The organism is Mycobacterium innocens, from assembly GCF_900566055.1.
GTDB lineage: Bacteria > Actinomycetota > Actinomycetes > Mycobacteriales > Mycobacteriaceae > Mycobacterium > Mycobacterium innocens.
Window position 1 is genome coordinate 17,283 of record NZ_UPHQ01000215.1, and the last position, 14,157, is coordinate 31,439.

At 67.3% G+C, this 14,157-nt stretch carries 11 protein-coding genes and 1 pseudogene; 5 read left to right on the top strand and 7 right to left on the bottom strand.

Annotated elements, in window-relative coordinates; all coding sequences use genetic code 11:
• Positions 1-79: 79 nt before the first annotated feature.
• From narI to EET03_RS32760, 6 genes are all read right to left on the bottom strand, one after another.
• Complete coding sequence (gene narI, locus EET03_RS20420) at positions 80-811, bottom strand: respiratory nitrate reductase subunit gamma (protein ID WP_075541424.1); 732 nt, start codon at positions 809-811, stop codon at positions 80-82.
• Complete coding sequence (gene narJ, locus EET03_RS20425; protein ID WP_075541425.1) at positions 804-1,478, bottom strand: nitrate reductase molybdenum cofactor assembly chaperone; 675 nt, start codon at positions 1,476-1,478, stop codon at positions 804-806. Before narJ ends, narI begins: the two co-directional genes overlap by 8 nt.
• Positions 1,475-3,073, bottom strand: coding sequence for a nitrate reductase subunit beta (gene narH / locus EET03_RS20430; protein WP_075541426.1), 1,599 nt, complete (start codon positions 3,071-3,073; stop codon positions 1,475-1,477). The genes narJ and narH overlap by 4 nt, the downstream gene beginning before the upstream one ends.
• A 2-nt stretch (positions 3,074-3,075) precedes the next feature.
• Complete coding sequence (locus tag EET03_RS20435) at positions 3,076-6,783, bottom strand: nitrate reductase subunit alpha (RefSeq protein WP_075541427.1); 3,708 nt, start codon at positions 6,781-6,783, stop codon at positions 3,076-3,078.
• 289 nt (positions 6,784-7,072) lie between these two features.
• Positions 7,073-7,459 (bottom strand): (deoxy)nucleoside triphosphate pyrophosphohydrolase, encoded by a 387-nt coding sequence (locus EET03_RS20440; RefSeq protein ID WP_075541428.1) that lies wholly within the window; start codon positions 7,457-7,459, stop codon positions 7,073-7,075.
• Positions 7,347-7,787, bottom strand: coding sequence for a DUF3761 domain-containing protein (locus EET03_RS32760; protein ID WP_321182457.1), 441 nt, complete (start codon positions 7,785-7,787; stop codon positions 7,347-7,349). Before EET03_RS32760 ends, EET03_RS20440 begins: the two co-directional genes overlap by 113 nt.
• 136 nt (positions 7,788-7,923) lie before the next feature.
• On the opposite strand from EET03_RS32760, the gene EET03_RS20450 reads away from it, so the two are divergent.
• The 3 genes from EET03_RS20450 to EET03_RS20460 all read left to right on the top strand — a co-directional run bounded on the left by EET03_RS20450 (position 7,924) and on the right by EET03_RS20460 (position 11,370).
• Positions 7,924-8,208 carry a 4a-hydroxytetrahydrobiopterin dehydratase gene (locus EET03_RS20450; RefSeq protein WP_063471378.1) on the top strand — a complete coding sequence of 95 codons (285 nt, stop codon included), beginning with the start codon at positions 7,924-7,926 and terminating at the stop codon, positions 8,206-8,208.
• Between the two features lie 106 nt (positions 8,209-8,314).
• The gene (locus EET03_RS20455) at positions 8,315-9,889 is read left to right on the top strand and encodes an alpha/beta fold hydrolase (protein WP_244232455.1); all 1,575 of its coding nucleotides are present in this window, start codon (positions 8,315-8,317) and stop codon (positions 9,887-9,889) included.
• A gap of 56 nt (positions 9,890-9,945) precedes the next feature.
• Positions 9,946-11,370, top strand: a complete 1,425-nt coding sequence (locus EET03_RS20460; RefSeq protein WP_244232456.1) for a serine hydrolase domain-containing protein — start codon at positions 9,946-9,948, stop codon at positions 11,368-11,370.
• A gap of 15 nt (positions 11,371-11,385) precedes the next feature.
• Here EET03_RS20460 and EET03_RS20465 read toward each other — a convergent pair whose 3' ends face one another.
• On the bottom strand, positions 11,386-12,606 hold the full coding sequence (locus EET03_RS20465) for a mannosyltransferase (RefSeq protein WP_075541429.1): 1,221 nt from the start codon (positions 12,604-12,606) through the stop codon (positions 11,386-11,388).
• Positions 12,607-12,756: 150 nt separating this feature from the next.
• On the opposite strand from EET03_RS20465, the gene EET03_RS20470 reads away from it, so the two are divergent.
• Together EET03_RS20470 and EET03_RS20475 are read left to right on the top strand one after the other, a co-directional pair.
• The gene (locus tag EET03_RS20470; protein WP_082274475.1) at positions 12,757-13,404 is read left to right on the top strand and encodes a hypothetical protein; all 648 of its coding nucleotides are present in this window, start codon (positions 12,757-12,759) and stop codon (positions 13,402-13,404) included.
• A gap of 47 nt (positions 13,405-13,451) precedes the next feature.
• Positions 13,452-14,157: pseudogene (locus EET03_RS20475) on the top strand (Rv1157c family protein); the annotation flags it as partial.

The window sequence follows — 14,157 nt, forward strand, 5'->3', positions numbered from 1 at the left end:
CATCGACTCTGCGTGCAGCGCTGCCGCGGGCGGCTGGGCGGCGCACTGCGCGCAGCCTCGGCGCGCCCTGGGGGCGGCGCTACCAGCCCCGGCGGGGCGGCGCCGAACCGACTAGCTGGCCCGTGGCGGCCACCTCGCGGCTGCGGTAGACGATGTAGGGCCTGAACAGGTAGGCGATCGGGGCGCTCAATACGTGCACCAGCCGGGTGAACGGCCACAGCACGAACAGCACCATCCCGATCAGGGCATGCAACTGGTAGTCCAACGGTGCATTGATCATCACTTCCCCGTGCGGCTGGAACAACCAGATCCGCCGGAACCACATCCCGACCGTGTAGCGGTAGTGGAACTCGCCGCCGTGTGGCCCGGTGCCGATCAGGTCGCAGTAGAGGCCCGCAACGATGGCCAGCACCAGCACCACATACATCACCTTGTCGCTGCGGGTGGTGGACGCCGACACCGCCGGACGGGTGAACCGCCGGTAGATCAGCAAACCAACGCCCACCAGCGTCGCGAAGCCCGCAATGGATCCGGCGATCACCGCTTGCAGGTGGTAGACGTAGTCGCTGACATGAAGCGCCTTCGTCACCCGCGGCGGGATGAACAACCCCATCACGTGCCCGGCGAACACCGCCAGGATGCCGAAGTGGAAGATCGGGCTGGCGATACTGAGCAGCCGCGACTCGTAGATCTGCGAGGAGCGTGAGGTCCAGCCGAATTTGTCGTAGCGGTATCGCCACCAGAGACCGACCACCAACACCGCCAGCGTGACGTAGGGGGTGATGTCCCAGAACAGTACGTTGCTAAACATCGGGCGCTCTTTCTTGACGACGGGGCGGCACGGTCAAGGTAAACGGTTGCAGCCCAACGGCTTCCGCGGGCGGCCCGGCTTCGTAAAGTTGCCGAGCCAGACGCTGCGCCCGGCGCACCTCCTGGTCGGTGGCCGCCGGCAACGTCTCGCACACCGCCGCCACGGTGTGCTGGTACGGCGACTCGGCGTCGGCCAACGCGGACCGCAGCACGTCGATCGGGACCCGGTGCTCGGTCAACAACCGCCGTCCCACCTCGGGTGCGACGGTCGCGGCGAACTCGAGCACCACCGGCAAATGATCCGGCGCCTCGCTGCGCGGCGGCTCCACACCCGCCTCCCGGTACGCGGTGGCGAAGGCCAGCATCTCCCGGCCGCGGTTGCGGGTATCCCCTGCTGTCCAGTACGTCAGATACATCGTGGCGCGCCGGCGCATGTCGAATGTGGCGACGTAGTCCATGGCTGCGGCCATCGGCTCCGCGGCACGCAGCGCGGCGACCGTTCGCCCGAGCAGGTCCGCGACGGTCCCGTCCAGGTACGCCAACAGGCCTTCGACGGTGTCCAGGCGCTCGGTCAGCCCGTCGTCGGGGTAGGCCAGCAGCAGTGACGCCACCTGCCACACCAGCCGGTCGCGCAGCGCCGGTTCGCTGGATCGGGAGCGCAGCTTCATCGCTGCTGCTTTTCCGGGAACATCCCGACCGGCGGCTGGTCGCCGTCCCAGGTCAGCAGGTCCACCTGGGTCGAACGCTGTTGGGCATGGAATGTCTGCACCGAGACGGGCACCGGTGCGCCGTCTTCGTACATGCCGGGGCCGCCGTCGCCGGTCAGCGAGCAGCCCATCTGCTCCAGCTGGCGGGCCTGCGGGCTGAACGCTGTCGGAATGACATACCGCTCTTCGTATTTCGCGATGGCGAGCAGCCGATACATTTCGTACATCTGTTCTTCGGTCATCCCGACCGACTGCGGAATGTGGGGCTGAGTCTCCCGGCCGAGATTGATGTCGCGCATGTAGGAGCGCATCGCCGCCAGCCGCCGCAACACGGCTTCCACCACGGCGGTGTCGCCGGCGGTGAACAGTTCGGCCAGGTACTGCATCGGGATCCGCAGCGCCTCCAGCGCACCGAACAGGTTGCCCAACTCTTCGCCGTCGTGACCGTCGCGGCTGACCGCGTCGACCACCGGCGACAGCGGTGGGATGTACCAGACCATCGGCATCGTCCGGTACTCCGGATGCAACGGCAGCGCCACTTGGTAGGTGTTGATCAGCGCATAGACCGGGGAGCGCTGCGCCGCTTCGATCCACTCCTCGGAGATACCTTCCGCGCGGGCACCGGCGATGACCTCAGGATCGCATGCGTCCAACAGGATTCGCCGTTGCGCCTGGTACAGGTCGGTGTCGTTTTCCACAGAGGCGGCCTCGAGCACCCGGTCGACGTCGTAGAGCACCAGGCCCAGGTAGCGCAGCCGCCCGACACAGGTCTCCGAGCAGATGGTCGGCAGGCCGACCTCCATCCGCGGATAGCACAGTGTGCACTTCTCGGCCTTGCCGGTCTTGTGGTTGAAATAGACCTTCTTGTAAGGACATCCGGACACACACATCCGCCAGCCGCGGCAGCGGTCCTGGTCGACCAGCACGATGCCGTCCTCGCTGCGCTTGTACATCGCGCCCGACGGGCACGACGCCACGCAGGACGGGTTGAGGCAGTGCTCGCAGATACGCGGCAGGTAGAACATGAAGGTTTCTTCCAGCTTCAGCCGGACCTCTTGGTTGACTTGGTTGACCTTCTTCAAGATCGGGTCTTCGGCCAGGATCTCCGGCGAGCCGGCCAGGTTGTCGTCCCAGTTCGGTCCCCACGACACCTTCATCGTCTTGCCGCTGATCAGGCTTCGGGGTGCCGCGGTCGGAAAGGTATCACCCGCCGGTGCGGTGGTCAGGTTTTCGTAGTCGTAGGTCCACGGCTCGTAGTACTCGTCGATGGTCGGCAACTTGGGGTTGGCGAAGATCCGCAACAGCTTGTGGAAGCGGCCGCCGTCACGCAGGCGCAACCGGCCCTTCTGGTCGCGTATCCAGCCGCCCCGCCAGCGCTCCTGGTCCTCGTAGGTGCGGGGATAGCCTTGGCCCGGACGGGTTTCGACGTTGTTGAACCATACGTACTCGGTGCCGCCGCGGTTGGTCCAGGCCTGCTTGCAGGTGACCGAACAGGTATGGCAGCCAATGCATTTGTCGAGGTTCATCACCATCGCCAGCTGCGCCATGACTTTCATTGTCAGTACCGCACTTCCTGGCTGCGACGTCGTACCACGGTCACCTCGTCACGCTGATTGCCTGTCGGGCCCAGATAGTTGAACGCGAACGCGTGCTGACCGTAACCACCGGCCAAGTGACTGGGCTTGATTCGGATGCGGGTGAGCGCGTTGTGGTTACCGCCGCGCTTGTTGTTGGTCTCGGTGCGCGGCGTGTCCACCGTGCGTTCCTGCACGTGGTAGACGAACACCACGCCGTCGGGAATCCGGTGTGACACGATGGCCCGGCACACGTAGATGCCGTTGGCATTGACGGCCTCGACCCAATCATTGTCGCGCACTTGGATTTTCGCCGCATCTGCCGGGCTCATCCACATGGTGGGACCGCCGCGGGACAGCGACAGCATGTACAGGTTGTCCTGGTAGGTGGAGTGGAACGACCACTTCGAGTGCGGCGTCAGATACCGGACGGTGAGTCCGATTCCGTCGTTGGCCGGGCCGAGCTCGGGCTGGCCGAACAGTCGCGTCACGTCCAGCGGCGGGCGGAAAACCGGCAGGTGTTCGCCGAGCTCCTCGATCCAGTCGTGCGCCAGGTAGAAATGCATCCGCCCGGTCAACGTGTGAAACGGTTTGAGGTTCTCGATGTTGATGGTGAACGGCGCATACCGGCGGCCGCCGGTTTCGCTGCCCGACCACTCCGGGCTGGTGATCACCGGGACCGGACGCGCCTGGGTATCGGCATAGCTGATGCGGCGGTCTTCGCTGCCCTCGGCCAGATGCGCCAGCCGCTGACCGGTGCGTTTCTCCAGCTCGCGGAAGCCCTCGACGGCCAGTCGGCCGTTGGTTGTCCCGGACAGCAGCAGCAGCACGTCGGCCATCCGCGCCGCGGTGGTGATGGCCGGACGCCCCGCCGCCGCACCGGAATTCAGCACTCCGAATCCGGCTCGGAGTTCCTCGACCTCCTGGAAGGGATGCACCGTCACGCCCTTGGTGGTCAACCCGAACTTCTCGACGAGCGGACCCAGCGTCAGCCACTTGTCGTAGATCGCGGCGTAGTCGCGTTCCACCACGGTGATCTTGCCCATCGTGCGACCCGGTACCGGCGTCGCGCCGGTATGCAGCCAATCGTTTTCGGCGCCGTCGGGAAATGCCATCGCATCCGGGGTGTCGTGCTGCAACGCGGTGAGCACCACATCGCTGCGGATGCCCAGATGACCCTTGGCCATGGCGCTGAATGCCCGGGCGATGGCGCCGAAAGCGTCGAAATCCGAACGGGTTTCCCACGGCGGATCGGTCGCGGCGCTGAACGCGTGCACATAGGGGTGCATGTCGGTGCTGGAGATGTCGGCCTTCTCATACCAGGTCGCCGCCGGCAGCACCACATCGGATACCAGTGTGGTCGAGGTCATCCGGAAGTCGATCGACATCATCAGATCGAGCTTGCCCTCCGGAATGTCGCCGTCGCAGACCACGTCGACGGGCCGGATCCCGTCGGACGGCGGCCCGGCCTGCACGTTGGAATCGGTTCCCAGCAGATGGCGCAGGAAATACTCGCCGCCCTTACCCGACGAGCCGATCAGGTTGGCGCGCCACACCGTCAGGACCCGTGGCCAGTTGACAGGGTTGTCGGGATCGGTCACGGCAAGCTGGAGTTTGCGCTGAGCCAACTGCTCGGCGACATACTCACCGGCGTCGCGACCTGCGGCGTGCGCCTCGTCGGCGAGGTCCAGGCTGGATCGGTCGAACTGCGGGTAATACGGGCTCCAACCCATCGCCACCGCCGAGGCCAGCACGTCCATGGTGTGCTTGTCGGCGAACCGGCCCCGGCCCACGGGGCTGGCCAACTTGTCGGCCCCGTAGCCGTCGTAATGCCATTGGTCGGCGTGCGCGTACCAGTACGAGGCGCCGGGCACCTGCCGCGGCGGGCGCACCCAGTCGGTGGCCATCGACATCGTCTGGAATCCGGTGAGCGGACGGATCTTCTCCTGACCGACGTAGTGGGCCCAGCCGCCACCGTTGCGTCCCATCGAGCCGGTCAGCATCAACAGCGCCAGCACCGCACGGTAGATGGCGTCGCCGTGGAACCAGTGGCAGATGCCGCCACCCATGATGATCATCGACCGGCCGCCGGATTCCTCTGCGCTGCGGGCGAATTCGCGGGCGACCCGGGTAGCCTGTCCGGCCGACACCCCGGTGATCGGCTCCTGCCAGGCCGGGGTGTTGGGTTGCGTGGGATCGTCGTAGCCGGTGGGCCATTGGCCGGGCAGGCCCGGGCGCGCCACGCCGTAGTGGGCCAGCATCAGATCGAATACCGTGCACACCAGGTGCTTACCGACCCGGCGTACCGGGACGCCGCGGGCCACGGTGGTGCCTTCGCCGTTGACCGTGTCGAAGCCGGGCAGGTGGATGATCGCGGTGCTGTTTTCGCCGTTGACGCGGTGCGCGCCCTGTACGGTGAGCGCCGGCAGCAGATCACCGAGATCGAGGTTCCACTTCCCGACACCGTCCTCGCCGTAGCGGAATCCCAGCGAGCCGTGCGGCACGACGACGGCGCCGGTCGTTTCGTCCAGCACCGCGGGCTTGAGCGCCGCGTTCTCGGCGTTCTTACTGGCCTCGTCGAGGTCTGCTGCGGTGAGGTTCTTGCCCGGCACCAGCATCTCGCCCCGCTGTTCCAGCTTGATCAGGAACGGCAGGTCGGTGTAGCGGCGGGCGAAGTCGACGAAAAACGGAACCTGCTTTTGCACATAGCATTCCGAGAGAATGACGTGGCCCATCGCCATGGCCAGCGCCCCGTCGGTGCCGGCCGCACACGGCATCCACTCGTCGGCGAACTTGGTGTTGTCGGCGTAGTCGGGGCTGACGGTGACCACCTTGGTGCCGCGGTAGCGGGCCTCGGCCATCCAGTGCGCATCCGGGGTCCGGGTGATCGGCACATTGGAACCCCACATCATCAGATAGGCCGCGTCCCACCAGTCCCCGGACTCGGGCACATCGGTCTGGTCGCCGAACACCTGCGGCGAGGCCACCGGCAGGTCGGCGTACCAGTCGTAAAACGACGTCATGGGGGCGCCGATCAACTCGAAGAACCGCGAGCCGGCGGCATAGGACACCATCGACATCGCCGCGATCGGCGAGAAGCCGGCAACCCGGTCCGGACCGTAGGTCTTAATGGTGTACACGTGGGCCGCGGCGATCAGCTCGGTGGCTTCGGCCCAGCTGACCCGGACCAGTCCGCCCTTGCCGCGCGCTTGCTGATAGCGGCGGCGGCGCTGCGGATCGCCCTGGATGTCGGCCCACGCCAGCACCGGGTCGCCGAGCCGGGCTTTGGCCTCCCGGTACATCTCGATCAGCACCCCGCGGGCATACGGGTAGCGAAGCCGGGTCGGCGCATAGCTGTACCAGGAGAACGACGCGCCGCGGGGACAGCCGCGTGGTTCGTACTCGGGGCGGTCCGGGCCCACCGACGGGTAGTCGGTCTGCTGGGTTTCCCAGGTGATGATGCCGTCTTTGACGTAGATCTTCCATGAGCAGGATCCGGTGCAGTTGACGCCGTGCGTGGAGCGGACCACCTTGTCGTGACTCCACCGGTCACGGTAGAAAACGTCAGCCTCCCGCCCGCCGCGCCGGGTTACGGTGCGCAGATCGGCCGAGAATTCCCCCGGGGTGAAGAACCGCCCGCTGCGCTCCAGCAGCTCCTCGATCGCTCCGCCGACGTGCGGTGTGATGGTCAACAGTGACCCTCCTTGTCATGGACGACCGGCGCCGGGCCGTAGCCAGCCGATCGCGCTCGCGGGACAGTCGAAGCCCGCGCGTGGCCCATCATCGTCGGCTCGCGCGGTGTGTTGGCTGAAATTCGCGTCAGCATCGGCATAGCAGCCGGCCCTGACGTCCAGCGGACTGCCGCGATCGCTACCGGCATGCAAATCCCAGGTTAGTGGTTTGTCACGTCCTTGTTCCAGTGGACGGCGGCGACCTTGAGCAGGCCTGGACGTTAGCTGAAAGGCGGCTGTGGAGCCGTCGTCACAGCGCCTTCGCGAGATCGGGTAGCCAGCCGCGGTCGGCCGGCACCCAATCCAGATCATGCAGTTGCTCCGCAGTCACCCAGCGCAGCGCACGGTGGTCACGCGCATCCGGTTCACCGCCGAGCAGCCGCACCCGGTAGGCCCGCAGTATTACGTTGCCGCCCAACGGAATGTCGTCGCCCAAGCGGTTGCCCACGGCGATGTCGTCGAGCCCCAGCTCCTCGGCCAGCTCCCGGGACAGGGCGGCGCGCTCGGTTTCGCCCGCGGCGACCTTACCGCCGGGAAGCTCCCAGCGCCCGGCCAGCTCCGGCGGCCTTACCCGTTGCGCCACCAAGACCGTCGAACCACAGATAATGGCTCCCGCCACGACGATCTGCGCCGGCATGGGCAATCACGGTATACCGTCGCGGTGCTGCGGCCGGATTCCGTTGGAAGTGTCCGGACGAGAAGCTGCACGGACACCATTGGCCGACTCCGCCGTGACCGGAGCAGGTGCCATTGCGGTGCTGGCTGTGCGAATGCGAGCCGTCCCGGCAAATCGCGGTGACGCCGTCGTTCGAGTTGTCCGGACGCGGAACGCAAACACCGCTCGAATTCTGATAGCTACCCGGCGGGCACATCCCGGCGGCTGCCGCGGTTGACGCCTGGGCGACGACGCCGGCACCGGCCGTTCCCGCCATGACTGCTACCAAGACTGCTAACGAGCGAAACATGCGGGCCCCCAAACACTTAACGTCCTATGTGCGCTGCGGTTAACGGAGATGGCCCGATGCGGGCGACCATACCGGCGTGCCCGGGCCCCCGTGGCCGATTTGGGAAGATTCGCTGCGACCGGGGTACCGTCGCGTTATGGCTGTGTTAACGGATGAGCAAGTAGACGCCGCACTGCCCGACCTCAACGGCTGGGAGCGCGCCGGCGGTGCCCTGCGCCGGTCCGTCAAGTTTCCGGCGTTCCTCGACGGCATCGACGCGGTGCGCCGGGTGGCCGAGCACGCGGAACGCAAGAATCACCATCCGGATATCGATATCCGCTGGCGGACGGTAACTTTCGCGTTGGTCACGCATTCAGAGGGCGGTATCACCCAACACGATATTGACATGGCACGCGATATCGACGGGATCGTCGGGAACTAGCCGGCCCATTCTGAGCCAATCTGCCGTCTGCTGACGCAGCGGTATGTGAACATGTCCTGCTATGGCGCTGCGCGGATCCGTCCCGATCGGAGCTCGGACGCGAGGTATGAGCGCGGCCGGCCGCGCCGGACTAGTGCTGGCGATGACGCTGACCGTGGTGTGTGCGGCCTGCACGCATCCGCCATCACCGTCGAGCGGCAGGTCTTCGTCACCTCCCGGGTCAGCAGCGCCGGCCACGGTGGCTCACCCGCCGGCGCAGTATGAGTCGGCGCCCTGCCCGGAACTGCCGCAACCCGTGCCGGAGCTGCAAGACGCCCATTGCGCGGTGCTGGTGGTTCCCGAAAATCGCAGCAAACCCGGCGGGCGCACGCTGCGCCTGGCCGTCGCCATCATCCCGTCGGAAACCCAGCCCGCGGCCGCCGACCCGATTGTCTTCATCACCGGCGGACCGGGCGAGGACGCCATCCTGGACCCGCCGATCGCCGAGGGCGCGGGGCTCAACCACAATCGCGATCTGATCCTGTTGTCGCAGCGCGGCAATCGATCATCGCAACCCGTACTGACCTGCCCGGAAATCGACGAGTTCTTCGCTCGCCGGGTGAGCCTGCGGTATGACGCGGCCACCACCGGCGACGAGTATGTCCAGGCGGTCAAGACCTGCCACGACCGACTGGCCGGTGGCGCAGACCTGTCGGCCTTCAATTCCACCGAGAGCGCCTACGATCTCATCGATCTGCGCAACGCGCTGCACGTCAACCAGTGGAATGTGTTCTCCCACTCCTACGGCACCGACCTGGCCTTGATCTACTCGCGGCTGGACGCAGCGGCCATCCGGTCGCTGGCCCTCGACGGGATGACGCCGCCGTCGATAGCGAGTCCGGGGTGGACCTGGAGCAGCGCACGGGAAGCGTTCGACAACATGATGAGCGCCTGCACCGTCCAACCGGCATGCCAGGCGCACTATCCCAACCTGGCGGACACGTTCGTCCGGCTGGTCAATGAGCTCGAGGCGAATCCGGTTACCGCCACCGTCAAGGCCGAAGGGGCCGGTGATACCAACGTGGTGCTCGACGGCGGCGCCCTGCTGAACTGGATGGTCCCTCTGGGGACGCATTTTCCGGCCGAGGTGCCCGCCGCGATTGACGAACTCGCGCATGGCAATCCGGCGCGTATCGCCCAGCGCTGGGCGTCGGCTTGGGTGAATCCCGGCAAGGTCGGGCTGATGGGCTGGGGCCTGACGCTGAGCATCTGGTGCAGCGAATGGGTACCGTTCGAGTCCGAGGACGACCAACTGCGGGCCGCCCGAGAGGTTTTCGCGGCGCTGCCCGATTCGGTGCGTGCTCAGGCGCCGCAACTGCCGTTCCTGCGCCAGGCCTGCGCGGCCTGGAATGTGCCCAAGGCGTCCGATTGGGTGCGCGGGGTCAGCGCGGGCGACTTCCCGGCGCTGGTGCTGTCGGGCAGCTATGACGGGCAGACCGCTCCGCAGTCGGGTCAATATGTAGCCCAGCGTCTTTCGCATGCCACGTCGGTGACCGTCCCAGGCGCCGCCCACGGCATCTACGCTGATCGCTGTGGCGCCGCCGTCATCGCGTCGTTCTTCGTCACCCCGCAGCAGCCCGACACCAGCTGCGTCAACTCGACGCAGCCGCCGCCCTATGCCATCGGCCCGCCGCCACCGTGACATCGCCGCTACCCAGACGCACCGTACTGGGCGGCGCTGTCGCGGGCGCAGCGGCGCTGGCGTTGTCGTGTTCGGCCAATCGCGCCAAGCCCACGGCAACCACCCCGTTTGACGAACTCGACACCAAGATCGACGCGGGCATGAAGGCCTACGGGATCCCGGGTGTCGCGGTCGGCGTATGGGCCGGTGGTCAGGAATACGTGAAGGGCTACGGTGTCACCAACATCGACCATCCGGTGCCCGTCGACGGCGATACTGTCTTCCGGATTGGTTCCACCACAAAGACATTCACTGGAACCACGATCATGCGGCTGGTGGACGAGGGCAAGGTGGACCTGGACGCGCCGGTGCGCCGGTACCTTCCCGAGTTCGCCGTTGCCGACCCGGTGGTCAGCGCCACCGTCACGGTGCGTCAGTTGCTCAATCACACCTCGGGCTGGATGGGTGATGACGTCGAGGACTTCGGCCGCGGCGATGACGCGGTGGCCCGGTACGTCGCCTCGATGACGCGACTACCGCAGCTGACTGCGCCGGGAACCGTATTCGCTTACAACAACGCCGGTTTGGTTGTGGCGGGCCGGATCATCGAAGTCGTCACCGGGTCGGGGTACGAGTCGGCGGTGCAACGTCTGTTGCTCGACCCGCTGCAACTTGGCCACACCCACTACTTCTCCGACCAGATCGTCGGTCTGAATGTGGCGGCCGCGCACAACGTGGTCGACGGCAAACCGGTTGTCGACACCGGCTTTTGGTCCTTTCCGCGTAGCTGCAACCCGACCGGCGCGTTGATTTCCAGTGTGCGAGATCAACTGCGCTACGCCAGGTTTCACCTCGGCGACGGCACTGCACCCGACGGAACCCGGCTGCTGGGCGCGCAATCGCTGGCGGCGATGCGCTCGGACCCCGGCGCGGGCGGCACCCTGCAAGTCGAGCTCACCGGAATGGGTGTTGCCTGGATGCTGCGGCCGTCCGCGGAAGGCCCGATCATCGTCCAGCACGGCGGCACCTGGAACGGCCAACGCTCGGGATTCTTCATGGTGCCGGAGCGCAACTTCGCCATGACGTTGCTCACCAATTCCGAAGGCGGATCCGCGCTGACCATCGACCTTTTCGCCGATGACTGGGCGTTGCGCCGCTTTGCCGGGGTCAGCAACCTGCCCGCCACACCGCAGCATCTCAGCGCCGGCGAGTTGGCGCCGTACCAGGGGCGCTACGTCGCCGAGCTGATCAATGAATCCGGCCGCCTCGGGCAGGCGGTCATCGACTTGCGGGCTGGGAACGGCCAACTCGACGGCACCATGAGCTCCGACGACCCCGGCGCGGACAGCAGCCGCCTGGGTCTTGCCTTCTACCGGCCCGACTATGGGCTTGACCTCGGACCCGACAACAAGCCCGTAGGTACGCGATCCAATTTCGTCCGCGACTCAGACGACACCATCGCCTGGTTCCGCAACCACGGACGCCTGTTCCAACGCCGGTAGCGCCGTTGGCCCGGACTAGCGTGACCTACTCCGCGTCGCGGCCACCCAGGCCAGGGTTGCCAGCGTCGCCACCGGATAGACCAGCCCGGCCCAGGCCAGATACCAGGGCCGGCTGATCACCCAAATGGTCGGTTGCGCGAAGCTGAGCAACCACGGCACGCCGATGATGGTCAGCGCCAACCAGCCCCAGCCCATGACCCGGGCGCCGGGGCGTTGCCGCAGTGGCCCTTGCAGCAGTGGCCCTTGCAGCAGCCAGATCATCAGCGGCACCAGCCACACCCAGTGGTGGGTCCACGAGATCGGCGAGAGCAGTAGGCCGAACAATTCGACCACCAGCAACTTGCCCAACTGATCGGATGGGTCGAGTGCCCGCCAGGCCAGGACGGCCAGTACCGCCGTGGCCGCGATGGCCGCCAGCACCAGCGGACCGAGACCGGCGTCGTGTCCGAGAATCCGGGAAATCGCGCCCCGCCAGGACTGATTGAACGACGTGGCAACGGGCCCGACCCGGCGAGCATCACCCAACAGGTCGGTGAAGTAGTAGCGCGCCTGGTCACCGACGATCAGCACCGACACGCCGACACTGGCCACGAACACCATCGCCGAACAGGCCGCGGCAAGCCAGCGCCTTACCCCGACGAAATAGACGGCGGTGATCGCCGGCGTCAGCTTGATCCCGGCCGCCACCCCGACCAGCACACCGGACAGCCACCGGCGGGTGGTGTAAACAGCCCACAGCGCCGCCAGCATCAGCAAGACGTTGATCTGCCCGTAGTCGAAGGTGCTGCGCAGCGGCTCGAGCCAGATGGCGATCGCCGTCCACAGCATCGTGGTCCGGTGACCGCGACCGGCCGGCACGCCCAAGAGGCGCTGGCTGATCCGGACGGAGCCGTACAGCGCGGCCATCGTCGCGATCTGCCACAGCAACGCAAGCAGGCCGAACGGCAGCAGGTGCAGCGGATAGAAGACGACCGCAGCGAACGGTGGATAGGTGAACGGCAGCGGGAAGTCCGGTGTCTGGTCGGCGTACACGTAGCTGTAGAGGGTGCCCGGGTGATCCAGAGCCGCCGCCCCGCCCACATAGACGTGCAGGTCGACGAAGTTCGCGCCGTTGGGCGCCAGGTAGGTCCAGGCGAATCGCGCGGCGACGCTCAGGATCAGCAGCGGCGGCGCTGCCCGCGTCTGCCACCGGGTGGTTCTCGCCGTCGGGACGGCTGAAGTGCTGTCTACCCGGATGACATTAGTGGGACACGTTCCGCGGGTGCCGGGTCACCGCCGCCGCTCGTATCGGTAACGATCACATAAATGCCACACGTGTCACTTGAGTCACACCTGTACCGCGATAGCTTCAGCTGCGGGACCTGTCACCGCTAACCAGGGAGAGTCATGCCAACCATGTGGACCTACATACGCGCCGCCGCCGTCTTGGTCGGTTCGTCCGCCGCCTTACTCACGGGCGGAATCGCCCACGCCGACCCGGCGCCGGTGCCGGATCCGGTTTCCAACATCCCGCAGCAGCTGATCGCGTCGGCCGCCAACGCGCCGCAAATCCTGCAAAATCTCGCGACGGCACTGGGAGCCACCCCACCGGTCCCCAAAGCCCCGGAACCCGCGCTTACCGCCCCGGGCATCGCATCGATCATTCCGGGACTGACTCCCGCCGCACCGGCTGTACCGGCGACGTCGGCCGGAACGCCGGCCATTCCGGGGGTGACCACACCGATCCCCGGTATCACCGCACCGGTGGCGGCTCCGACGGCTCCCGCACCGGCGGCAACGCCGGCCATTCCCGGGGTGACCACACCGATCCCGGGCGTCACCGCGCCGCTGACCCCGGCGGCTCCAGCGGCGCCGGCAGCGGCGCTTCCCGGGTTGGCATCGGCGATTCCGGGTCTCGCCCAGGCGGCCCTGCCGGGGTTGGCTTCGGGCGCCATTCCGGGACTACCGGCCGCTGTCCCTGCCCCGGCGCCCGCGGCACCCGCGCCTGGGGCACCGGCAGGTCCGCCCCAGACGCTGCTCGCTGCCCTGCCCTGACCCAACTGTCAACCGGCTGACCCTCACCTAGGACTGGAGAAACTACTGTGGCAAGCACGTGGAGCCTGTCCAAAGGTTTGGCCGCCGCCGTCGTCACCTCGGCTGCCGCGTTCGGGCTGTGCCCGGCCGCGGCAGCCGACCCGGCGGCGCCGCAGCCCAACCCCAACCAGCAGCTACCGGGCCTGCCGGCGTTGACCCAGTTGAGTCCGATAATCCAGCAGGCCGCCAGCAACCCTGGACAGGCGACGCAGCTGCTGATGGCCGCGGCGCAGGCGTTTGTCCACAATCCGGCTGCGCCGGCCGAGTCCAAGAACGTCGCGGCTTCGGTGAACCAGTTCGTGGCGGAGCCGACCAATCCCGGTTCGCCTGCTCTGGGTGTGCCGGCGCCGGCCCCGGCTCCCGAGACCGCACCGGTGCCACACGTGCCACCGCCTGGTGTGGAGCCCGGCATGCTGGCGCATCTGCCTACCGGGATCGATCCCGCACACGCCGCCGGGCCCGCGCCGGCTGCGGCTCCCGCACCGGCATCCCCGTCGGGTGGGACACCTCCCGCTGCCGCTCCGGCTCCCGCACCGGCATCCCCGTCGGGTGGGACACCTCCCGCTGCCGCTCCGGCTCCCGCACCGGCCGTCGCACCCGCACCGGCTCCCCCGTCGGGCGTGCACGCGCCGGCTTCTGCGCCAGGTGGGGCACCCGCGCCGGCTCCACCGTCGGCCGCCCCCGCGCCGGCCCCCGAAGCGGCCCCACCTGCTC